Genomic DNA, 22,515 nt, shown 5'->3' with positions numbered 1-22,515 from the left:
TGCTGGAGTTCCTGCTGGAGCCTCCCATCAACATCAACCCGATGCCTTCGGCTGAGGGTTAGGAAGCTCCTGCATCAACAGGCTTTTATGAATACCCAAAAAAATAACGGCCTTGCTCGTAAGCAAGGCCGTTTTCATTTTCCGAGACTCCCCGGACCCAGGGCACAGCGGATCCGGCTCCGCCGGTCCGCCAGTGCCGCCCCCTGGGGGGCGCGCGTCAGCGCGTAGGGGGGGGTCAATTCACAGCTGGTGATTTCATGAAGCGGAAGAACTCCGAACTCGGGTCCACCACCAGCATGTCGGACTTGGAGCCGAACGAGCTGCGGTAGGCTTCCAGGCTCTTGTAGAAGCGATAGAAGTCGCGGTCCTGGCCGAAGGCCTGCGCGTAGACGGCGGAGGCCTTGGCGTCGCCCTCGCCCTTGATTTCCTGGGCCTTGCGGTAGGCTTCGGCCAGGATGACCTCGCGCTGGCGGTCGGCATCGGCACGGATCTTCTCGCCCTCGGCGGCGCCGATGGAACGCTGCTCGTTGGCCACGCGCTTGCGCTCGGCTTCCATCCGGCGATAGACCGACTCGGAGATCTCGGGCACGAAATCCACGCGCTTGAGACGCACGTCGACGATCTCGACCCCCAGGAGCTTGGCCGCCGCTTCGGTGTTGGTGCGGATCTCCTGCATGATCTTGTCACGCTCCTTGGAGGTGACGTCGTTCACGGTGCGGCGGTTGATCGAGGCATTCAGCGCATCGCGGATCAGCGCCAGCAGGCGCTCCTGCGCCGCACGCTCGTTACCGCCGAAGGTGACGTAGTAGGTGCGCGGATTGGAGATGCGCCACTTCACGAAAGCGTCGATCAGCAGGTTCTTCTTTTCCGAGGTCTGCACCCGCTCGCTGTCGGCGGAGTCGATGGTCAGGATGCGCTTGTCGAACTGCTGCACGTTCTGGAACGGCGGCGGCAGCTTGAAATACAGGCCAGGTTCGTCGATGACTTCCTTGATTTCACCCAGGGCGAAGACGACGGCATAGTTGCGTTCGTTGACGACGAACACGCACGACGACAATACGGCCACCCCCACGAGTAGACCGATTACCGCAGGAATCAAACGGTCCATGCTATTCCTTCTCGATTATCTGTTGCGGTCCCGCGAGCGCAGCGCGTCGCGTCCAGCTTCCGGCAGCACGCTGCCGGCCAGCGGCGGCGGCACGTTCACGGACGAGGAGCCGCTCGCGGCGGACGACGAGCGCGCCCCGGCCGCGGACTCGTGCGACACCTGCTGCATCAGCTTGTCCAGCGGCAGGTACAGCAGGTTGCTGCCGTTGCGCGTGTCCACCAGCACCTTCGAGGTGTTGGTGAAGACCTGCTGCATGGTCTCGAGATAGAGGCGGTCCCGCGTGACCTGCGGCGCCTTCTTGTACTCGGTCAGCACCTGGGAGAAGCGCGCGGCGTCGCCCTCGGCGCTCTCGACGATGCGCTGGCGGTAGGCCTCGGCTTCCTGGATCAGGCGCGACGCGGCGCCCGAGGCGCGGGGAACCACGTCGTTGGCATAGGCCTGGCCTTCGTTGATCTGGCGCTCGCGGTCCTGCCCGGCCTTGACCGCGTCGTCGAACGCGGCCTGCACCTGCTCGGGCGGCTGGGCGTTCTGGATCGCCACGGTGCTGACCAGGACGCCGGTACGGTACAGATCCATGATCTGCTGCATCAGCGCCGCGACTTCCGTGGCCACTTCGGTACGCCCCTCGTACAGCACGAAGTCCATCTTCTTCTTGCCGACGATCTCGCGCATGGCGGTCTCGGCGGCCTGCTTGACCGCTTCGTCGGGACCACGGTTGTTGAAGAGGTAATCGCGCGCGCCCGTTTCCTTCAACCGGTACTGGACCACGAACTGCATGTCGACGATGTTCTCGTCGTCGGTCAGCATCAGGGACTCCTGCAACACCTTGCTGCGCGAGGTATTGCGGAAGCCCACCTCGATGGTGCGCAATTGCGAGAGATTGACGGTCTCGTGGCTCTGGATGGGATACGGCAGGCGCCATTGGAAACCCGCCCGCGTGGTTTCCTTGTACTTGCCGAACTGCGTGATGACGGCGACCTGCCCTTCCTGGACGATGAAGAAGCCCGAGGCGAGCCACAGCAGGGCCACCACGACCACGACGACCAGCAGGCCGACGCCGGTACCCCGCGAGGACGGCGAAAAACGGCCACCGCCGTTGTTGCCGCCGCCGGGAGGCCCCGAGGGCTTGCGGCCGAACAGGCCGCTGAGCCTGCGGTTGAAATCGCGCCACAACTCGTCGAGATCCGGCGGTCCGCCGTTATTGTTGTCCCGTCCGTCGTTCTGTGGACGCCGGGGGGGCTCGTTGCCGGAGCCACCGCCGCTTCCGCGGCCCCAGTTCGAGTCGTTCAGATTGAATATTCGAGTTATCGCAGGCAGACGCATCTTTGTAGTAAGCGAAGCGGACGGGCCGAACCCGTCGCCTAGGATCGGGCGTCGGCCGTGGGGCCGACGGACGAAGACAGCGTACGAAAGCGTGGGTCGCTACTATTATTACCTGTGACCACGGGATCTGCCTGTCCGGCCTCGACGATGGCACCCCGCAGTGCATCCAGGCCGGTACGTTCGATCGCGCTGACGAACACTCGCGAGATCGTACCATGCTCGTCGCGCTCGACTCCCGCCTCGTGGCTGCTGCGGTCGATCTTGTTGTAGACCAGGATGCGGGGAATGTCCGCCGCCCCGATCTCCTCCAGGACCTTGTCGACCTCGGCGATCTGTTCGTCGCGCTGGGGGCTGGACGCGTCCACGACATGCAGCAGCAGGTCGGCATGGACGGTTTCCTCGAGCGTGGCCTTGAACGCCGCGATGAGCGTATGCGGCAACTCGCGGATGAAGCCGACGGTGTCGGACACGACCACCGAACCGGCACCCTCGATCCAGATGCGCCGGGTGGTGGTGTCCAGGGTGGCGAAGAGCTGGTCGGCCGCATAGACGTCGGCCCGGGTCAGCGCGTTGAACAGCGTGGACTTGCCGGCGTTGGTATAGCCCACCAGCGAGACCGAGAGCGCCCCGCCCCGCGCGCGCGAACGGCGCTGGGTCTGCCGCTGTCGTTCGAGCTTGTCCAGGCGCTCGCGCAGGTACCGGACCTTGTCGCCGATCATGCGGCGGTCCATTTCCAGCTGGGATTCACCCGGGCCCCGCATGCCTATGCCGCCGCGCTGGCGTTCCAGGTGGGACCACATCCGGGTCAGGCGCGTGGCCAGGTGCTGCAACTGGGCCAGCTCGACCTGGAGCTTGCCTTCGTGGCTATGGGCGCGCAACGCGAAGATGTCCAGGATGAGTGCGACCCGGTCCACCACCCGTATCTTCAGGGCGCGTTCCAGGTTGCGCTGCTGGGCAGGCGTCAGGTTGTGGTTGAACAGGATGATCTCGGCCTGGCCGGCCGCAGCCGCCAGGGCGATTTCTTCCGCCTTGCCCGACCCCACGAAGAGCGCTGCATCAGGACGCGCCCGTCGGGCAATGATGGTGTCGACGATCTGCGCGCCGGCCCCCTTGGCCAGCATGATGAATTCGTCGGTCTGGGCCTGGAACTCGGGCTCGCCGAAGTCCACGCTGACGATCAGCGCGCGCATCAGCGGCCCGTGGTTCTGCCCGGTAGGAGTTGGATTAGTCTGCAGCGGCTTCAACCTGGAAATTGACCGGGCGCGAGGGCACGACGGTCGAAATGGCGTGTTTGTAGACCATTTGTGTCACGGTATTGCGCAGCAGGACCACGTACTGATCGAAGGATTCGATCTGGCCTTGCAGCTTGATGCCGTTGACGAGGTAAATGGAGACGGGTACGTGCTCTTTACGCAGCACGTTAAGGAAGGGGTCTTGTAGCAATTGCCCTTTATTGCTCATTAGTGGGCTCCTGGATGTGTTTTTCTTGGCGGATGCCAACTCTGTTACTGTACCGGGTTTTCCCCAGGGAAACTAGCGAATCTCAAAACTGAGAAGAAGACCGCTTTTTTCCCCAATCCCATGTGGGGACGCGGTTGCGTTCCCACAAGAGCACGTCCCGGAAGATACTCGGCTACCCCGCCTTGTCGAGATAAGGATTCCTCGAGTTTCTGAACTCGATTCTCAATGGAGTGCCTTCGAGCCGGAAAGTTTCCCGGAACCGGGTTTCGAGGAACCTGCGATACGAATCGGGGATTTCGTCCAGGGCGCTGCCATGGACCACGATCAGCGGCGGATTCTGGCCACCCTGGTGGGCGTAGCGCAGCTTGGGCCGGAAGATTCCCTTGCGCGGCGGTTGCTGCTGCTCGACCGCGGCCTGCAGCGTGCGGGTCAGCTTGGGCGTGGAAAGCTTGGCGAAGGCCGCCGCATGGGCCGACTCGATGGACTTGAGCAGCGGCCCGATGCCGGCGCCGCGCAGCGCCGATACCGTATGCATCTTGGCGAACGACAGGAAGCGCAGCTTGCGTTCGAACTCGCGCTTGATCTCGTCGCGGCGCTCGCTGTCGGCGCGGTCCCACTTGTTGATCGCCACCACCAGCGCGCGCCCGGTCTCCAGCACGAAACCGGCGATGTGGGCGTCCTGCTCGGAGATTTCCGCGCTGGCGTCCAGCATCAGCAGCACGACGTTGCTGGCCTCGATCGCCTGCAGCGTCTTGATGACGGAGAATTTCTCGATCGCCTCGAACACCTTGCCGCGCTTGCGCAGTCCGGCGGTGTCGATCAGGGTGTAGCGGCGCCCGCCCCGCTCGAACTCGATCTCGATGGCGTCGCGGGTGGTGCCCGGCTGGTCGAAGGCGATGACCCGCTCCTCGCCCAGCAGCGTATTCACGAGCGTGGACTTGCCGACGTTCGGACGCCCGACGATGGCGAGCTTGATGCGGTGGTCGATGGCGTCGACCGGCGAGAAGGCTTCCTCGTCCGTTTGCCGGGCCATTTCGGCGGCTTCGTCGTCGTCCACCTCGGGCGCCGTCTCGACCAGGCCTTGCAGCGCCTCCTCGATCATGTCCACCACGCCGTCGCCATGGGCGGACGAAATCGCGTGCGGCTCGCCCAGCCCCAGTTCGTAGAACTCGGCCGCGGCGGCGGCGCGCGACATGCCTTCCACCTTGTTGACCGCCAGCAGCACCTTGCGCCCGGAACGGCGCAGGCGCTCGGCGATCTCGCGGTCATGGCCGGTCAGGCCCACGCGTCCGTCGGTCAGGAACACGATGGCGTCGGCCTCGTCCACCGCCTGCACGGTCTGCTTGGCCATCTCGGCCATGATGCCGTTCTTGGCCACCGGCTCGAAACCACCGGTGTCCACGACGATGAAGGGATGATCCCCCACCCTGCCCTCGCCATAGTGGCGATCGCGCGTGAGCCCGGGGAAATCGGCCACGAGCGCGTCGCGCGAGCGGGTCAGCCGGTTGAACAACGTGGATTTGCCCACGTTGGGCCGTCCCACCAGGACGACCACCGGTTTGAAGACAGCGGGTTTCATCGTCGAAAAGCCTTGCTCATTGACCGACATTGATCAGGGTCAGATTACCCTTGGAAGTCTGCACCAGCACCCCGCGGTCGGTCGCCACGGGCTGGGAAAGAATGGCGCTGCCGTCGGTGGCGATGCGCGCCAGCAGGGTGCCGTCCTCGCGTTGCAGGAAATGCACGTAGCCCTGGTAGTCGCCCAGGGCGATGGCGCGGCCCACCGAGGCCGGCGCGGTCAGGCCGCGGTTCTGCAGCACGTCCTGTTTCCAGATGTTCGCGCCGCTGTCCAGGGCGAAGCCGAAGACCACGCTGCGGTCGTTCGCCGCATAGGCGAAGCGCACGTCGGCGGTCAGGCCGGTCACGCTGGAGAACTCGCGGGACCAGGTCGAATTGCCCGACCCCACGTCGAAGCAGTTGATGCGGCCCTGGTAGGTGACGGCGCACAGTTGGCGGCCCGAGATGACGGGCGCGCCGACCACGTCGGCCACGCGCTCGAGTTCGCTCGCGCCGCTGGGGTTGGCGACCGTGCCTTCCCAGCGCACCGCGCCGCTGTTCGTGGCGATGGCGATCAGCTTGCCGCCCGGCAGGCCGGTGAAGATATAGCCGCCGGACAGCAGCATTTCGCCCGGCGCGCGCAGGGCCAGGGCCGGGCCCGGACGCTGGACGCTCCAGCGGCGCTTGCCGCTCTCGGCGTCGTACGCCTGGATGCGGTAGTCGCCGCTGCGCACCACCACCAGGCCCTCGCCCACCAGGGGCGGAATGGTGATCTCGCTGGAAGCCTGGGCGCGCCATTTGATCGCGCCGGTATCGTCAAAGGCGATCACTTCGCCGCGCGGCGTCGCGACCGCCGTCACGCGGCCGTCGCTGCCCACGCCCGCGGACAAATCTGTCTTGGCCGAGGAGCGCCAGATCTCGGCACCAGTGGCCAGCGCGTATTTGCCGACCGAACCGTTGCCCGTGGCGGCGTAGACCGCGTCGCCGACGACCACGGGCACGAAGCCCACGCCGCCCTTGCTGCCCACCGACACCGACCAGCCGCTGCTGACCGGCAGCGTGGCGTTGAAGTTGGTGAGCGGAGCCGGCGGATACCGCGGCTTCTCGCTCGAGAACAGGGAACATCCGGCCAGGGCCAGCACTGCCGCCAGCGCGGCGGCGCGGCGCAGGTGGCGCCAGCCCAGGCGCTCGCCGGTAAAGCCGTTATGCAACGTCATCAAGCGCCTCCCAGGGCATCGAGTTTCAGTTGGATGGACGAGCGCAGGTCGGTCGACGCGTCGAGCTTGGCCAGCGCCTCTTCATAGGCCTTGCGCGCCTCGTCCCGCTTGCCCTGCCCGGCCAGCACGTCGCCCCGGCGGTCGGCGTACAGCGCGGCAAAGGATGCGGGCGGCTGCGGCGCCAGCACACCCAGCGCCTCGTCGTAGCTCTTCTCGTCCAGCAGCAGGCCCGCCAGTCGCAGGCGGGCCACGGCGGCCAGGGCCTCGTCGCCGCTGCGATCGGCCACCCATTGCAACTGGGCGCGGGCCGAGCGGGCGTCGCCGGCTTTTTCATAGGCATGGGCGGCCAGCAGCGCGGCGCGCGGGGCGTAGCCCGTGCCGGAATACTGTTCCAGGATGGTGCCGGCGGTATCCTTGACGCGAGTCAGGTCGCCCGCCTCGGCTGCCTTCTCCAGGGCCTCGAACTGCGCCAGGGCGTTCGCGGCCTGGTTGCGCTGGTACCACTGCCAGCCGTTCCAGGCGGCCGCGGCCAGCAGCACGATGGTCGCCACGGCAAGGATGAAGTTACCGTACTTCGCCCACCATGCCTTGAGGGATTCCAGTTGTTCCTGTTCTTCGATGTCGTAGGCCATTTATGCCCCGGTTGATGTGGTGATCGCAAGAGTTGTGGCGGGCCGGCCGGCGGCCCGTGCGGACTCCGAGAGCCGCAAGATTAACGGATTCGGCGCCGATTCGTATCCGGGCCCGCGCGCACGGCTATTCAGGGCCGCCCGCCCGGACCAGTTCCTCTACCAGGAAAGCCGGCAGCTCGGCCATGGCGACGCGGCGCTGGGCCACGCCCTCGGCCCGCAGCGCCTTGACGCTGGCCGCGCCTTCGGCCATTTCGTCCTCGCCCAGGATGACGGCGTATTCCGCCCCGCTGCCGTCGGCGCGCTTCATCTGCGACTTGAAGCTGCCGCCGCCGCAGTGCAGGACGACGTCCAGGCCCGCATCGCGCAGGTCCTCGGCCAGCCGCATCGCCGCGCGCGCCGCGGGCTCGCCCTGGTGCAACACATAGACGTCGCACTCGGGCTGCGGTTCCGCGGGCTGCGCCTGGGACCACAGGTCCAGCAGGCGCTCGACGCCGATGGCGAAGCCCACGGCCGGCGTCGGCTTGCCGCCCAGCAGCGAAACCAGGCCGTCGTAGCGGCCACCGCCGCACACCGTGCCCTGGGCGCCCAGGCGATCGGTCACCCACTCGAACACGGTCAGGTTGTAGTAGTCCAGGCCCCGCACCAGCCGGGGGTTCACCCGGTAGCCGATGCCCGCATCCTCGAGCCGCTGGCGCACGCCGTCGAAATGGGCCCGCGAGGCCTCGCCCAGGTAGTCCAGCAGGCGCGGCGCGTTGTCGGCCATCTCCTGCAACGCCGGATTCTTGGTATCTAGGACGCGCAGCGGATTCGTGTACAGCCGGCGCTGGCCGTCCTCGTCCAGCTGGTCCTTGAACCCTTCCAGGTAGGTGATCAAGGCCTGCCGGTGCGCCAGGCGCTCCTCGGCCGAGCCCAGCGAATTGATCTCCAGCCGGATGTCCGTCAGGCCCAGGATCTTCCAGAGCCGCGCCAGCATCAGGATCAACTCGACGTCGACGTCCGGCCCGGCAAAACCCAGGGCTTCCACGTCGATCTGGTGGAACTGGCGGTAGCGGCCGCGCTGCGGGCGTTCATGGCGGAATACCGGCCCGATCGCGAACACCCGCTGGGGCCGGTCGTAGGTCAGGTTGTGCTCGATGGTGGCGCGCACCATGCCCGCGGTGAACTCGGGACGCATCGTCAGCGACTCGCCGTTCAGCGAATCGGTGAAGCTGTACATCTCTTTCTCGACGATGTCGGTGACTTCGCCGATCCCGCGCGTGAAAAGCCGCGTCTGTTCGAGCACGGGGGTGCGCAGGTTGCGGTAGCCGTAGCTGCGCAGCCACTCGCGCACCAGCGACTCCAGCCGCTCCCACTGGCCCGAATCGGCCGGCAGGATGTCGTTCATGCCGCGGATCGCGGTCACTTTCTTGAAACTATTCATGTAGGTCCCCCCCCTACGCGCTTCGCGCGCCCCCCCGGGGGGCGGCACTGGCGGACCGGCGGAGCCGGATCCGCTGTGCCCTGGATTGCCGTCCAGGGGCTGCTAGGGGTGTAAAGGTTATCTCTTGCTGTAGCGATTCTCGACGTAGCTTTCCACCAATGCCTGGAACTCCCGGGCGATGTGTTCGCCCTTGAGCGTGACCGAGCGCTGGCCGTCGATGAAGACCGGCGCGACCGGCTGCTCGCCCGTGCCCGGCAGGCTGATGCCGATGTCCGCGAACTTGCTCTCGCCCGGGCCGTTGACCACGCAACCCATGACCGCGACGTGCAGGTTCTCGGCACCCGGGTATTTCAGGCGCCACACGGGCATCTGCGCGCGCAGGTAGCTCTGGATGTCGGCGGCCAGTTCCTGGAACACCGTGCTGCTGGTCCGGCCGCAGCCCGGACAGGCGACGACCACCGGCGCGAAGGCGCGCAGGCCCAGGCTTTGCAGGATCTCCTGGGCCACCACGACCTCGCGGGCACGGTCGCCGTTGGGCTCCGGCGTCAGCGATACGCGGATCGTATCGCCTATGCCCTCCTGCAGCAGGATGCCCATCGCCGCGGTCGAGGCCACGATGCCCTTGCTGCCCATGCCCGCCTCGGTCAATCCCAGGTGCAGCGGGTAGTCGCAGCGGCGCGAGATGTCGCGGTAGACCGCGATCAGGTCCTGGGCGTTGCTGACCTTGCACGACAGGATGATGCGGTCGCCCAGCAGGCCCAGTTCCTCGGCGCGCCGGGCATTGTCGATCGCGGATACCACCAGCGCGTCGCGCATCACGGACTGGGCATCCCAGGGCCGCGCCCGGCGGCCGTTCTCGTCCATCATGCGGGCCAGCAGGTCCTGGTCCAGGCTGCCCCAGTTCACGCCTATGCGCACCGGTTTCTCGTGGCGGCAGGCCACCTCGATCATCTGCGCGAAATTGTCGTCGCGCTTCTTCCCCGCGCCCATGTTCCCGGGGTTGATGCGGTACTTGGACAGCGCCTGCGCGCACTCCGGATACTGGGTCAGCAGCTTGTGGCCGTTGTAGTGGAAATCGCCCACCAGCGGCACATCCACGCCCATGCGGTCGAGCTGCTCGCGTATCGCGGGCACCTCGCGGGCCGCCTCGGCGGTATTCACGGTGATACGCACCACCTCGGAGCCGGCCAGGGCCAGCTCCTTGACCTGGATCGCGGTGGCGATGGCGTCGGCCGTGTCCGTGTTGGTCATGGACTGCACCATGACCGGCGCATCGCCGCCGACGGCGACCGACTTGCCTTCCCAGGAGATGCGGACCTGGCGCGTGGGCCGGCGGGCCGCCGGGCCGGCGGGGAACGGCTCGGCCTCGGCGTTGGCGGTCGTGGACGGACTAGGATTCATGATGCGGCTACTGGAGGGTGAGCCGGGCGACGTTGTCCCGGCGATACGGCGCGAGGTCGACGGGCGCGCCGCGCCAGGTCAAGTCTACCCCGTTGACATTGCCGATCACGACACGATACGGGGCGCCCGCCACGTCCAGCTCATACGGTTCGCCGGCGGGAATGATCCGCGACACCGCCACGGTGCCGTCGGCGCGCCGGACTTCCACCCAGCTTGCCTGCTTCAGGGTCAGGGAAAGGCCGGGCGCCGGAGCTGGCGCCGCTGCGGCGGGGGCCGGTTCGGGCGCAGGCGTGGGTAGGGGCGCGGGTGCGACCGGAGCGGTGGACGCCGGCGCGGCCTCCGCCGGCGTGGCCGGCGCCGGTTCAGCCGTCGTGGCCAGCGGCGTTTCAGTCTGGACCGAGGTCATGCCTGCCGCGGGCGTCTCCAGGCCGGCCGTGGAAGCCTGCCCGAACGAAAGCTTGCCTTGCTGGCTGAGCGCGTAGCCCAGCAGGACCAGCGCCAGCACCGCCATCACGCCGCCCACCAGCCAAGGGGCCAGCCTCCTGCGGCTGGCGGCCACCGGCCAGGCGCGGCCCGACGAATGCGCCAGCGGGCTGGACAACGACGACGCCTGCTCGAGCGACACCGGATCGGCCACCTGCAGCTGCGGCGACAGCGCCTGCAGCAAAGGCGCCGGATCCTGGTCCAGCAGCCGTGCGTAATTGCGCACGAAGCCCCGCAGCGGCATGCCTTGCGGCAGCTCGCTCCACTGTTCGTTCTCGAGCGCGCGGATCTGGCGCACGGCGAACTTCAGGCGATCGGACACATACTCCTGCGACCAGCCACGCGCCTCGCGCAGGCGTGCCAGCTCCCGCCCTACCGACGACGAAGACGGCGAGCCGGCGGCGGGCGCCTGGCCCTCCTGCCTTCCGGCGGCACCGGTTTCGTGGGGTTCAGACATCGACGACTCCTTGTCCGGCCCTGCCGCAACGGCCGGACCGGCACCGCGGTTGCATCATTCGCGCACCTCCACGATGCGGCCGAAGCGGGTCTCGCCCGCCAGGCGTTCCTTGAGGCGGGTGCGATCCTTGACCTCGCCGGCCAACTGCCCGCAGGCCGCGTCGATGTCGTCGCCGCGCGTCTTGCGCACGGTGGTGACGATGCCGGCGTCCATCAGGCGCTGCGCGAACAGCCTGACACGGGCCGTGGGCGAGCGCTTGAGCCCGGACTGCGGGAAGGGATTGAACGGAATGAGGTTGAACTTGCACGACACCTGCCGCGCAATGTCTATCAATTGCTTGGCATGCTCGTCGCCATCGTTGATGCCGTCGAGCATGACGTATTCGAAAGTGATGAAGTCGCGCGGGGCGAACTCGAGGTAGCGCTGGCACGCCGCGATCAGCTCCCGCAGCGGATACTTGCGGTTCAGCGGCACGAGGTCGTCGCGCAACGCGTCGTTGGGCGCGTGCAGCGACACCGCCAGCGCGACCGGGCAGTCGCGCGAGAGACGGTCCATCATCGGCACCACGCCCGACGTCGACACCGTGACCCGGCGGCGCGACAACCCATAGGCATTGTCGTCCAGCATCAGGCGCAGCGCCGATACCGTGTTGTCGTAGTTGAGCAGGGGTTCGCCCATGCCCATCATGACGACGTTGCTGATGACCCGGTCGTCCTGCGTGGCCAGCGGCGCGGGCATGCCGCCCGACAGGCGCGCGCCGTCGCGGTCGGCCTCGACCGTGCGGCGCGCCAGCCACAGCTGGCCGATGATCTCGTCGACCCCCAGGTTGCGGTTGAAGCCCTGGTGGCCGGTGGAACAGAAACGGCAGGCGACGGTGCAGCCGGCCTGCGTCGATATGCACAGCGTGCCGCGGTCGTCCTCGGGAATGAAGACGGTTTCGATGGCATTGCCGTTGCCGACGTCCAGCAGCCACTTGCGCGTGCCGTCGGCCGACTTGTGGGCGGTGACGACCTCGGGCAGCCGTACCTCGCAATGTCGCGCGAGCTTTTCGCGGAAGGACTTGGCCAGATCCGACATCTGCTCGAAATCGTCCACGCCGCGCTGGTGCAGCCAGCGCTGCAACTGCTTGGCGCGGAACGGCTTGTCCCCCCATTTTTCCACCAGCGAGGCGAGCTCGGCCCCGTCCAGCCCCAGCAGGTTGATGCGCGGGGATTCGGAACGTGGAACCTCGGCCTGCGCGGCCTCGGCGAGCGGCGAGATAGTATTCATCCCGGCCTCCTGGGAAAAACGGACATCCGGGCTCAGCGGCTGTGGATGTTCAGTTCGGGGAAGAAGAAGGCGACTTCGACCTTGGCGGTCTCGACGGCGTCCGAGCCATGCACGGCGTTGGCGTCGATGCTGTCGGCGAAATCGGCGCGGATCGTGCCCTTCTCGGCCTTCTTCGGATCGGTCGCGCCCATCAGGTCGCGGTTCTTCTGGATGGCGTTCTCGCCTTCCAGCACTTGCACGAACACGGGACCGGAGACCATGAAGTCGACCAGGTCCTTGAAGAAGGGGCGCGCGGCATGCACGGCATAGAAGCGCTCGGCGTCGCTGCGCGAGAGTTGCATCATGCGCGCGGCGACGACCTTGAGGCCGGCAGCCTCGAAACGGGAAACGATCTGGCCGATGACGTTCTTGGAAACGGCGTCCGGCTTGATGATCGACAGGGTGCGCTCGATAGCCATCAAAAACTCCAATAAAAACAAATACTTTGAGGGGAACTTAAACGTTAAATTGTATCACGGCTCCTTGACAGGACCGCTACCCCCGCCCCCCTCGGACGGACCGTGCCGGTCCTACTGGAACCGGGCGGAACCCTGCGGCATACTTGGGGTCAGACACATCATGCCCTCGCGGGGCGAAACAGAGCAAAAAGACCACAAGGAGTCGCTCGACCATGAACGATCTACGCACTTCTCCCTTCAACAGGACCGGGACTGCGCCCGGCGAAGTCGCGCGCAATCGCGTATTGCGCAACACCTACTGGCTGCTCGCGCTGTCGCTGATCCCCACCGTGCTGGGCGCGGCGATCGGCGTGGGCACCGGTCTCGCCCAGGTCATGGGCGGCAGCCCCGGCCTGACCACCATGGTGTTCCTGATCGGCGCCTTCGGCCTCATGTTCGCCATCCAGAAGAACAAGGACAACGGGCTGGGCGTCGCCCTGCTGCTGGCCTTCACCTTCTTCATGGGGCTGATGCTGTCCCGCATGATCGGCTTCGTCATGGGCATGGCCAACGGGTCCACGCTCATCATGACCGCCTTCGGCGGCACCGCCGTGGTGTTCGGCACCATGGCCCTGCTGTCCACCACGATCAAGCGCGACCTGTCCGGCCTGGGCAAATGGCTGTTCGTCGGCGCCATCCTGATCCTCGTGGCGGCCCTGGCCAATATCTTCCTGCAACTGCCGGCGCTGATGCTGACCATCTCGGTCCTGGCCATCGGCATCTTCTCGGCCTTCATGCTGGTCGACCTGCAGCGCGTCGTCAACGGCGGCGAGACCAACTATGTCTCGGCCACCCTGGCGATCTACCTGGACATCTATAACGTCTTCGTCAACCTGCTGATGCTCCTGGGCATCTTCGGCGAAAGGGAATAAGCCCCCCCCTACGCCCTTCGGGCGCCCCCCAGGGGGCGATGCGGGTGGACCGGCGGAGCCGGATCCACCGCATCCTGGGGTAACAACGGGCTGGCGGGGACTGGCGATATTGCCTGGCATCTGTCGGGCTGAAAAAGAACAACGGCCTTGCTCTCAAGCAAGGCCGTTTTCATATCCCAGGTACCCCAGACCCAGGGCACCGCGGATCCGGCTTTGCCGGTCCGCTAGTGCCGCCCCCTGGGGGGCGCGCGTCAGCGCGTAGGGGGGGGCCTCATTCCAGCACAGCGATGGATTCCACGTGGGCGGTATGGGGGAACATGTTGACCACGCCTGCCGCCTTCAAGGTATAGCCGCCCTCGTGCACCAGGATGGCGGCGTCGCGGGCCAGGGTGGCGGGGTTACAGGAGACGTAGACGATGCGCCGGGGGCGGTCGGCGCCCAGTGTCGTCAGGGCTTTGGCGACGGCCAGGGCGCCTTCGCGCGGGGGGTCGATCAGCATGCGGTCGAAGTGGCCCAGGCTGCGCAGCCACGCCTCGTCCACCTCGAACAGGTTCAGGGTCGAGAATGCCGTATGCGCGTCCACGCCATGCCGGCGGGCGGCTTCCAGCGCCCGGTCGGTCAGGGCCTGGCTGCCTTCCACGCCCACCACCTCGCGGCAGCGGGTCGCCAGCGCCAGCGTGAAATTGCCCAGGCCGCAGAACAGGTCGGCCACCCGATCCTCGGGCTGGGGGTCGAGCAGCGCGATTGCGCGCGACACCAGCACCCGGTTGATCGCGTGGTTGACCTGGGTGAAGTCGGTCGGCTTGAAGGGCATGCGCAGCCCGAACTCCGGCAGCGTGTAGGCCAGTCCGTCGATGTCCTCGGGCTCCAGCGGATGGACCGTGTCGGGGCCCTTGGGCTGTAGCCACCAATGGATGCCATGGCGCGCCGCGAATGCGCGCAGCACGGCCAGGTCCTCGTCCACCAGCGGGACCAGGTGGCGCAGCACCAGCACGACCTGGCTATCGCCCACGGCGACCTCGATCTGCGGCACGCGGTCGCGCGCGGGCATGGCCGCGACCATCTCGCGCAAGGGCACCAGCAGCGAAGCCACATGCGGATGCAGGACATGGCATTCGCGCATGTCGGCCACGTAGCTGCTCTTGCGCTCGCGAAAGCCCACCAGCACCCCGCCCTTCTTCACGACCACCCGCACCGACAGCCGCGCGCGGTAGCGGTATCCCCAGGCCGGGCCGTGGATGGGCGGCAGGACACGTTGCGGCACCAGCTTGCCGATGTGCCAGAGGGTGTCTTCCAGCACGCGTTGCTTGATCGCCACCTGCGCCGCCGGATCCACGTGCTGCATGGCACAGCCGCCGCACACGCCGAAATGCGCGCAGCGCGGCGCCACGCGCTGCGACGACGCCCGCACCACGCTCTCGACCTCGGCCAGTTCGTAGGAGGGCTTGCGCTTGGTCACCTTCAGCATCACGCGTTCGCCGGGCAGCGCGCCATCGACGAACACCACCTTGCCCTGGCGGCGCGCGATACCGCGCCCTTCCAGGTCCACCGATTCGATGGCCACGGAACCATCGTCGGATTCGACGGCAACAGCCGCCCCTTCCAGGCCGTCCGCGGCCGCGATTTCTGCTTCTTGACTCATGTTCGGAATATCAGTTTTCCCGCGCGGCGTGCTAGCGCGAGGCGGGCCAGTTCGCCAGGTATTCACGCCAGTGAGGCAGGTCCAGCGTTTCCAGCGTGCTGCGCACGAGGTCCACTTCGGCGTCGTACTGGCTGCGCGACAGCATGCCGCGCATCAGCCGGAAGCGGCAGTAGACCAGCCAGGTGTTGACGACGTCGGTCTCGCAATAGGCGCGCACCTCTTCCTGGCGCCCGGAACTCCACGCGGGCCAGACCTGGCTGCCGTCCATGCCCATCTTGCCCGGGAAGCCGCACAGCTTGGCCAATTCGTCCAGGGGCGCGTTGGCGCGTCCATTGTATTTCGCCAGCAGGTCCATCAGGTCGCAATGCCGGTTGTGGTAGCGGCTGATGTAGTTGCTGTAGCGGAAATCGCGGTCGTCCTCGCCCATGTCCCAGTAGCGCGAGGCCTGGATGCCATGGATCAGCCCGCGATAGTGCAGGACCGGCAGGTCGAAGCCCGAGCCGTTCCAGCTGATGAGCTGCGGCGTGTAGCGATCGATGGTCTTGAAGAAACCGGAGATCAGCGTGGCCTCGGGATCGTCGGCCTTGCCTATGCACTTGACGCGAAACCCGTCGTCATCGCGGAACACGCACCCCACCACCGCGATTTTCTGCAGGTGCAGCGGCAGGAAGTCGTGCCCCACGGCTTCGCGGCGGGCCGCCGTGGCACGCTCGACCACCTCGGCATCGGGGACGTCCTCGCCCCACCCGTTCAGCGCGCGCAGGCCTTCCACGTCGGGAATGGTTTCCAGGTCGAAGACCAGCATCGGTGTCATGGCGGGCCTCAGCGCGGCGGCAGGTAGCCGGCCGGATCGACGGGACGGCCCTGGCGCCTGATCTCGAAATGCACGCGCGGCGACTCGGCGTCGGTGCTGCCCAGTTCGGCGATCTTCTGCCCACGCCGCACGGCCTGCCCTTCCTTGACCAGCATGGCGCGGTTGTGCGCGTAGGCGGACAGGAAGGTGTTGTTGTGCTTGATGATGATCAGTTGCCCGTAGCCGCGCAGGCCGCTGCCGCTATAGACCACCTTGCCGTCGCCCGCGGCCAGCACGGGATCGCCCGGGGTGCCGGCGATGTCCAGGCCCTTGTTGCGGGTCTCGTGGAAGTTCTCGATGATCTTGCCGTTGGCGGGCCAGCCCCACTCCACCCGCTCGCTGGCCGGATCGTTGCGCGCGGCGGGCGGCGTGGCCGGAGTCGCCGGCGGCGCCACGGGTTCGGCCGGCGCCGGGGACGGCGTCGCGGGGGCAGGCGCCGGCGTGCCCAGCGGCCGCGAGGCCGACTGCGACGGCGCGGGTACCGGCGTGACCTGCGCCACGCTGGAATCGGCGGGCTTGGCGGTGGTCGAACCTGGGCGCGTCACGCGCAGGACCTGGCCCGGCCGGATCTGGTTGGGGTCCTCGAGGCTGTTCCACTGCGCGATGTCGCGCCAGTCCTCGCCGTGGTCCAGGGCGATACGGATCAGCGTGTCGCCGCGCTTGACGATGTAGGTATCGGCATCGATCAGGCGCGAGGATTCGCGGCCCGCGGTGGCCGCGGGGCCGCTCGGCTGCTTGGCCGGCGTGGTCCGGTCGACGACCGGTACCGTCCTGGGTGCCGTGCCGCAGGCCGCGAGCACCAATGCGCAGCCCGTCCAGAGCAGCACCTGTCGTGCGGTCCTTTCGAGCGTCCCCGCGCCCAGGCGGGGTCGATTGGTTTCGTCGCGGCCCGGCTTGCGCCAATTCTGCATCCCAGATCTCCTATTCATTACAACAACACGCCGGACTGCAGGGGCACGAAGCGCACCGCCTCCAGTTCGGTTCGCACCCAGCTCTGGGCTCCGGTGCGCTCGATCATGACCAGTCGCTGCCTGGCCCCCCCTTCCGGGGCCACCAGACGGCCCCCGACCGCCAGTTGCGCCAGCAGCGCATCGGGTATCTTCAGCCCCGCGGCCGCGACGACGATGGCGTCGAACGGCGCGGCGCTCGGCACGCCCAGCATGCCGTCGCCGAACACCAGGCGCACATGGGGAAGCCGGAAAGGCCGCAGTTGATTGCGGGCCAGTTCGTGCAAGGCCTTGATGCGCTCGATGGAATACACCTCGCGCGCCACGCCCGCCAGCACGGCGGCCTGGTAGCCGCACCCTGTTCCGACCTCCAGCACCTTGCCGAGTTCGCGCCCGTTGCGGGCCGCGGCGATCATGCGCGCCACGATCCAGGGCTGCGAAATGGTCTGCCCATGGCCGATGGGCAGCGCCGCGTCCTCGTAGGCGCGGCTGGCCAGGGCCTCGTCGACGAATCGATGGCGCGGGATCGCGTGGACCGCCTCGAGCACGCGCTCGTCCGCGATGCCCTGCGCGCGCAGCCGCGCCACCAGCGCGGCGCGCATGCGCTCGGAATTGAGTCCGTGATTGGCCTCGCGCGCCGGCGTGCGGACCTGGATGGGCGCCGGCACGATCAGCCTGGCGGGCGCCACCCGGGTGTTGCTGTTCGTGGCCCGCGCCTCGTCGGGGCGCAGCGGCCGCGCGGGCGTGCCGCGGGCGACCGGCGGACGCCCGGTGGTGACGCGCGTATTGCTGTTCGCCGCCGTGACCGGCGGCAACGGCGCGGCGGGCCGCCGGGCGGCTGCGGCGCGGGCTTCCGCCCCCTCTCGCCGCGGCGCCGGCGCCGGGGTCAACGGTTTGCGCCTATCCATTCCGTGGGGATCCATTCGCGCATGGGTTCGAGCTGTGCGTTGTGCGTGAGATCGAACCGCAGCGGCGTGACCGACACCGCGCCGTCGGCGCAGGCGTGGAAGTCAGTACCGGGCGTGGCGTCGGCGGCCTTGCCCGCCGGGCCGATCCAATAGACCGGTTCGCCGTACGGGGTGGACGAACGCACCACCGGCTCCGAAGGGTGGCGCCGGCCGAGTCGGGTCACGCGGGGAGGCTTGAGTTCGGACAGGGGCAGGTTCGGGATATTGACGTTCAGCAGGCTGGGCGCGGCCAGCGGATTGGCGATGAAACGCTCGACGAAGCTGCGGGCGGCCGCCGCCGCCGCGTCCAGGTGCGTCCAGCCCTTGGATACCTGCGAAAAGGCGATCGACGGCAGGCCGAACAGATAGCCTTCGGTAGCCGCGGCGACCGTGCCGGAGTACAGCGTATCCTCGCCCATGTTCTGTCCGTCGTTGATGCCGGACACCACCAGGTCGGGGCGCCGGTCCAGGAGCCCGGTCAGCGCCACGTGCACACAATCGGACGGCGTCCCGTTGACGTACAGGAAGCCGTTGGCCGCGGTGCGTACCGACAGCGGCCGATCGAGCGTGAGCGAATTCGACGATCCGCTGCGATTGGTCTCGGGCGCGACGACGATCAGTTCGGCCAGCGGCCGCAGCGCCTCGACCAGCGCGGCCAGCCCGGGCGCGAAATAACCGTCGTCGTTGGAAATCAATATCAACATCTATCGCCCCGACCTCTTACGCAATGCGATCTCCAGTTGGCGTCACCATGGGATAAAAAAAGCCCGCACGGCGTCCCTGCGAGCTAGTGTCGTCCGGAAAACCGGCAGCCTCCCGGTCGCTTGACAGTTCCGGTCCCGCGTCCGTTTCCGGCCCGCCGAGTGCCCCCGGATTGTACATGAGCCCCCCGGCTGCCGTGGCGCTTTCCCCGGGGAAAGCCGCCTCGGGCCCTAGCCCGGGGCGGGCGACTGCCGCTCGTACGCCGCCACCAGCGCATCCAGGAAACCCCGCACCGCCGGCACCAGGCCCCGCCGCGACGGAAACACCGCCTGCACGATGCCTTCCGGCGGAGAATACCGGGCCAGCGTGACACGCAGCAGGCCAGCCTCGACGTCGGCCGCCACCATCGGCCAGGGCAGGCAGGCGATGCCCAGTCCCTGCAGCGCCGTGCTGCGCAGCGTGTTCAGGTCGTCGACCGACAGGCGCGGCACGTGCCCCACGGACACTTCCGCGCCGTCCGGGCCGACGAACCGCCAGACATGCCGCTCGGCCGCCTGCATCATGCTGAGCGTGGGCAGGCGTTCGAGGTCGCGGATATCCTGCGGTTCGCCGTGGCGCGCGAAGAAGTCCGGCGTGGCCACCAGCACCAGCCTGCTGGTGGCCAGGGGACGCACGACCAGTTCGGAGTCCTCCAGCGGCGGCGTACGCACCCGCAATGCGAGATCGAAGCCCTCCTCCACCACGTCCACCCGGCGCGAGGTGGCGTCTATCTGCACGCGCACCTGCGGATAGCGCTCCAGGTACTGCGCGACGATGGCCCCGATGTCGCTATGCAACAACGTGACCGGGCAGCTGAAGCGGATCAGCCCTTGCGGCTGCGACGTCGTCCTGTCCACCGCTTCGCGGGCGGCGGCGGCCTCGGCGGCCAGCGCCGCGCAGTGCTGGTAGTAGGTCTGCCCGATCTCGGTCACCGAGATCTTGCGCGTGGTGCGATGTAGCAGCCGCACGCCCAGTTCGTCCTCCAGGGCGGCGATGCGCCGGCTGATGCGCGAGACCGGGATGCCCAATGCCTGGGCGGTCGCGGTATAGCCGCCGTGTTCGACCACCTTGGCAAACAGATACATGTCGTTGAGGTCCTGCATGGTCCCCCCGGACGCTGAATTATTCCAAATATAGAAAAGTAATTCCCAGTGGCGGCAGTTTAAAAAGAATTATTGTCGCTATATCTTGTCGATGTGGCGGAAGTCATCCGCATTAACCCTAAGAATTCGACGAACTAGGAATCTTCATGAATATCCTGCACATCGACTCGAGCTCCACCGGCGCCGCCTCGGTATCCCGCGAACTGACCGCCGCGGTCGTGGAGGCCCTGCGCCACAGCGAACCGCGATCGACGGTCAAGCACCGCGATCTGGTTGCCCAGCCGCCGGCGCACCTGGACGGGGCCCTGCTGCAATCGCTGCGCCCCCAGCCCGGTGCCGTGTTCCCCGATGACGAGGGGTTCCGCAAGGAAGTCGCCTATACCGACGAGCTGCTGGCCGAATTCCTGGCCGCCGACGTGGTGGTGATCGGCGCCCCGATGTACAACTTCTCGATTCCTTCCCAGTTGAAGGCCTGGATCGACCGTGTCGCCCAGGCCGGCAAGACCTTCCGCTACACCGCCAACGGTCCCGAGGGCCTGGCCGGCGACAAGAAAGTCGTGATCGTTTCTTCGCGCGGCGGCAAGTATGCCGGCACGCCGGTCGAGACCCTGCTGGATCACCAGGAGTCCTACCTGCGGGCGGTGCTCGGTTTTTTCGGCGTGACCGACGTGAGCGTCCTGCGCGCCGAGGGTGTCGCGCTGGGCGGCGAGGCACGCGAAGCGGCCGTCAACCAGGCGCTGGAACAGGCCGGCCTGCTGGCCGAGGAGCTGGCCGCCGCGGCCTGAGGCCAGGATGCGGAACGGGTCCCGCCGTCCGGGGCCTGTTCCCGCTAGGAGGAGCCTCGCGTACCGTAAAGCAGCAACAGCAGCCCCAGCACGACCAGTACCATGCCGCCGCGTTCGCGGCGGCTGGCGTGCTGGGCGAAGATCCGCCGCGAGGCGAACTGCGCGAACAGCACCTCCACCAGGCCCAGCGTGCGGACGTTGGCCGCCGAGGTCAGCGCGAAGCCGATATACCAGCACTGGGACGCGAACGCGCCCATGAAACCCGCCGGCAGCGAAGAGCGCCATTGCGCCAGCACGCCGCGCAGCACGTCGCGGCGGAACGCAGCCTGCCAGAGCACCAGCGCGCCCGTCTGCATGATCAGGCCCGCGACCAGCGTCACGCTGGCGCGCGTGGCGAACGAACCGCTGTCCAGCGCCACGATGGCGCCGCGAAAGGCCACCGCCGACAAGGCGAAGAAAGCCCCGGAAGCGATGCCCAGCAGCGCCGGCCGCCAGTTGCTGCCCGCCCCCGCGCCAGGCTTCCACGACATGGCCACCACGCCCGCCGTCGCCACCAGGACCGCGCAGGCGCCCATGAGCGAAAGCGGGTCGCCCAGCACCACCACGGCGAAGATGGCGACCAGCACCGGCTCGGTCTTCACATAGACCGTGCTGAGCGCGAAGTTGCGCAGTTGCATGGTGGCCAGCATCAGCACGGTCGCCAGGATCTGCGCCGCGGCGGCGGCCGCCGAATACAGCAGGAAACGGCTGTCCAGGTGCGGCAGGGAGTCGCCTCCCACCGCCAGCACCCCGGCTAGGAACACCAGGGCGAACGGCAGGCCGTACAGGAAGCGGACTTGCGCCGCCCCGAGCGTGCCCAGCGTTTCAGTCAGCCGGTGCTGCATGGTGTTGCGCGCCGTTTGCGCGGCGGCGGCGATGAGCGTGGCGGGAATCCAGAGCAGCGAGATGTCCAAGGGCGTGGCCTGCGATCGATCAGCCGGCGATGATACCGCGCCGCCCTACCCTTCGCCCCGGTTGCGTTCGGCCAGGTAACGGCCGGGCGGCTTGCCCATGGCCTTCCTGAACATCGTGATGAAGGCGCTGACCGACTCGTAGCCCAGGTCCATCGCCACGCGCTGCACTGCCATGCCGGCGGACAGGCGCTGCAGCGCGACGATGACGTGCAGTTGCTGGCGCCAGCGGCCGAAACTCATGCCCGTCTCCGCCTTGATCAACCGGGCCAGGCTGCGCTCGCTCATCGCCACCTGCTGCGCCCACTCGGCCACGGTGTTGCGGTTCGCGGGGTCGGACGCCAGCGCGTCGGCGATGCGGCGCAGGCGGCTGTGCGCGGGCACGGGCAGGTGCAGTTGCTCGGTGGGCATGCGCCCCAGTTGTTCCAGCAGCACGCCCACCAGGCGGTGGGTCGGCCCGTCGGGCGGATAGTCGGTGGAGTCGGCCGCCAGGTACAGGATCAGTTCGCGCAACAGCGGCGAAATCGACAGCGTGCAGCACACTTCGGGCAACGGGGCCGTGTCCGGCTCGACGAACAGCAGGCAGACCTGGCCATGCTGCGACACCCTGTTGCTGTGCGCCATGCCGGGAGGAATCCAGACCGCGCATTGCGGCGGCACCATCCACAGGCCGGTGGGCACATGGCAGGTGACCGAACCCCGCAGCGCCAGGATCAACTGGCCCTTGCGATGCCGGTGCACCGGCTGTTCGCTGCGGCGCTGCTGCGCCGTCAGGTGCACCGCCACCACGGGCGCGACCGTGGCGTCCGGATCGAACTCGGCGAAGGCGGCTTCGAATGCTGGCATGGCG

Annotated in this window: 22 protein-coding genes; 2 read left to right on the top strand and 20 right to left on the bottom strand. The window is 67.7% G+C overall.

Annotation, left to right across the window (positions count from 1 at the left end):
- Window positions 1-235: 235 nt before the first annotated feature.
- The 12 genes from hflC to ndk form a co-directional block, all read right to left on the bottom strand.
- Window positions 236-1,108 (bottom strand): protease modulator HflC, encoded by an 873-nt coding sequence (gene hflC / locus ABD104_RS25350; protein WP_343928426.1) that lies wholly within the window; start codon window positions 1,106-1,108, stop codon window positions 236-238.
- Between the two features lie 15 nt (window positions 1,109-1,123).
- Window positions 1,124-2,425: an FtsH protease activity modulator HflK gene (hflK, locus tag ABD104_RS25345; protein ID WP_132978921.1), complete on the bottom strand. Its 1,302-nt coding sequence runs from the start codon at window positions 2,423-2,425 to the stop codon at window positions 1,124-1,126.
- A 44-nt stretch (window positions 2,426-2,469) separates the two neighbouring features.
- Complete coding sequence (gene hflX / locus ABD104_RS25340) at window positions 2,470-3,621, bottom strand: GTPase HflX (RefSeq protein WP_132978879.1); 1,152 nt, start codon at window positions 3,619-3,621, stop codon at window positions 2,470-2,472.
- A 34-nt stretch (window positions 3,622-3,655) separates the two neighbouring features.
- Window positions 3,656-3,892 (bottom strand): RNA chaperone Hfq, encoded by a 237-nt coding sequence (gene hfq, locus ABD104_RS25335; protein WP_087780232.1) that lies wholly within the window; start codon window positions 3,890-3,892, stop codon window positions 3,656-3,658.
- Window positions 3,893-4,064: 172 nt separating this feature from the next.
- A complete protein-coding gene (gene der / locus ABD104_RS25330) occupies window positions 4,065-5,471 on the bottom strand; it encodes a ribosome biogenesis GTPase Der (protein ID WP_279814952.1) in 1,407 nt (468 codons plus the stop codon).
- A gap of 16 nt (window positions 5,472-5,487) precedes the next feature.
- Entirely contained in the window at window positions 5,488-6,666 is a 1,179-nt protein-coding gene (gene bamB, locus ABD104_RS25325) for an outer membrane protein assembly factor BamB (protein ID WP_087840206.1), read from the bottom strand.
- A complete protein-coding gene (locus ABD104_RS25320) occupies window positions 6,666-7,298 on the bottom strand; it encodes a YfgM family protein (RefSeq protein WP_132978880.1) in 633 nt (210 codons plus the stop codon). The genes bamB and ABD104_RS25320 overlap by 1 nt, the downstream gene beginning before the upstream one ends.
- Before the next feature lie 124 nt (window positions 7,299-7,422).
- Complete coding sequence (hisS, locus tag ABD104_RS25315) at window positions 7,423-8,718, bottom strand: histidine--tRNA ligase (RefSeq protein WP_132978881.1); 1,296 nt, start codon at window positions 8,716-8,718, stop codon at window positions 7,423-7,425.
- A gap of 117 nt (window positions 8,719-8,835) precedes the next feature.
- Complete coding sequence (gene ispG, locus ABD104_RS25310; protein WP_343928425.1) at window positions 8,836-10,119, bottom strand: flavodoxin-dependent (E)-4-hydroxy-3-methylbut-2-enyl-diphosphate synthase; 1,284 nt, start codon at window positions 10,117-10,119, stop codon at window positions 8,836-8,838.
- A gap of 7 nt (window positions 10,120-10,126) precedes the next feature.
- Window positions 10,127-11,059, bottom strand: a complete 933-nt coding sequence (locus ABD104_RS25305) for a helix-turn-helix domain-containing protein (RefSeq protein ID WP_279814953.1) — start codon at window positions 11,057-11,059, stop codon at window positions 10,127-10,129.
- A gap of 54 nt (window positions 11,060-11,113) precedes the next feature.
- Window positions 11,114-12,328, bottom strand: coding sequence for a dual-specificity RNA methyltransferase RlmN (gene rlmN / locus ABD104_RS25300; protein ID WP_087840211.1), 1,215 nt, complete (start codon window positions 12,326-12,328; stop codon window positions 11,114-11,116).
- A gap of 32 nt (window positions 12,329-12,360) precedes the next feature.
- On the bottom strand, window positions 12,361-12,786 hold the full coding sequence (ndk, locus tag ABD104_RS25295; protein WP_087840212.1) for a nucleoside-diphosphate kinase: 426 nt from the start codon (window positions 12,784-12,786) through the stop codon (window positions 12,361-12,363).
- A 212-nt stretch (window positions 12,787-12,998) separates the two neighbouring features.
- Between ndk and ABD104_RS25290 the strand changes: the two genes are divergently transcribed.
- Window positions 12,999-13,697 carry a Bax inhibitor-1/YccA family protein gene (locus ABD104_RS25290; RefSeq protein ID WP_343928424.1) on the top strand — a complete coding sequence of 233 codons (699 nt, stop codon included), beginning with the start codon at window positions 12,999-13,001 and terminating at the stop codon, window positions 13,695-13,697.
- Between the two features lie 271 nt (window positions 13,698-13,968).
- Here ABD104_RS25290 and rlmD read toward each other — a convergent pair whose 3' ends face one another.
- The 6 genes from rlmD to ABD104_RS25260 all read right to left on the bottom strand — a co-directional run bounded on the left by rlmD (window position 13,969) and on the right by ABD104_RS25260 (window position 19,930).
- A complete protein-coding gene (rlmD, locus tag ABD104_RS25285) occupies window positions 13,969-15,339 on the bottom strand; it encodes a 23S rRNA (uracil(1939)-C(5))-methyltransferase RlmD (RefSeq protein ID WP_338618928.1) in 1,371 nt (456 codons plus the stop codon).
- A 31-nt stretch (window positions 15,340-15,370) separates the two neighbouring features.
- Window positions 15,371-16,153, bottom strand: coding sequence for a 3'-5' exonuclease (locus ABD104_RS25280; RefSeq protein ID WP_087840215.1), 783 nt, complete (start codon window positions 16,151-16,153; stop codon window positions 15,371-15,373).
- Between the two features lie 8 nt (window positions 16,154-16,161).
- Window positions 16,162-17,103 carry a peptidoglycan DD-metalloendopeptidase family protein gene (locus ABD104_RS25275; protein ID WP_087840216.1) on the bottom strand — a complete coding sequence of 314 codons (942 nt, stop codon included), beginning with the start codon at window positions 17,101-17,103 and terminating at the stop codon, window positions 16,162-16,164.
- Between the two features lie 17 nt (window positions 17,104-17,120).
- On the bottom strand, window positions 17,121-17,870 hold the full coding sequence (locus tag ABD104_RS25270; protein WP_371695241.1) for a protein-L-isoaspartate(D-aspartate) O-methyltransferase: 750 nt from the start codon (window positions 17,868-17,870) through the stop codon (window positions 17,121-17,123).
- A gap of 155 nt (window positions 17,871-18,025) precedes the next feature.
- Window positions 18,026-18,790 carry a 5'/3'-nucleotidase SurE gene (gene surE / locus ABD104_RS25265; protein WP_087840218.1) on the bottom strand — a complete coding sequence of 255 codons (765 nt, stop codon included), beginning with the start codon at window positions 18,788-18,790 and terminating at the stop codon, window positions 18,026-18,028.
- 228 nt (window positions 18,791-19,018) lie between these two features.
- Window positions 19,019-19,930 (bottom strand): LysR substrate-binding domain-containing protein, encoded by a 912-nt coding sequence (locus tag ABD104_RS25260; protein WP_087840219.1) that lies wholly within the window; start codon window positions 19,928-19,930, stop codon window positions 19,019-19,021.
- 146 nt (window positions 19,931-20,076) lie between these two features.
- Here ABD104_RS25260 and ABD104_RS25255 point away from each other — a divergent pair, with 146 nt between their 5' ends.
- The gene (locus ABD104_RS25255) at window positions 20,077-20,715 is read left to right on the top strand and encodes an FMN-dependent NADH-azoreductase (protein WP_087840220.1); all 639 of its coding nucleotides are present in this window, start codon (window positions 20,077-20,079) and stop codon (window positions 20,713-20,715) included.
- 44 nt (window positions 20,716-20,759) lie between these two features.
- On the opposite strand, the gene ABD104_RS25250 is transcribed toward ABD104_RS25255, so the two are convergent.
- Window positions 20,760-21,668 carry an EamA family transporter gene (locus tag ABD104_RS25250; protein WP_087840221.1) on the bottom strand — a complete coding sequence of 303 codons (909 nt, stop codon included), beginning with the start codon at window positions 21,666-21,668 and terminating at the stop codon, window positions 20,760-20,762.
- 45 nt (window positions 21,669-21,713) lie between these two features.
- Entirely contained in the window at window positions 21,714-22,511 is a 798-nt protein-coding gene (locus tag ABD104_RS25245; RefSeq protein ID WP_087840222.1) for an AraC family transcriptional regulator, read from the bottom strand.
- Window positions 22,512-22,515: the final 4 nt, after the last annotated feature.

The sequence above is a fragment of the Pigmentiphaga daeguensis genome, assembly GCF_039523035.1.
Taxonomy (GTDB): domain Bacteria; phylum Pseudomonadota; class Gammaproteobacteria; order Burkholderiales; family Burkholderiaceae_B; genus Pigmentiphaga; species Pigmentiphaga daeguensis.
The sequence above is the reverse complement of the archived record's forward strand: the minus strand, read 5'-3'. Positions and strand labels throughout refer to the sequence as shown.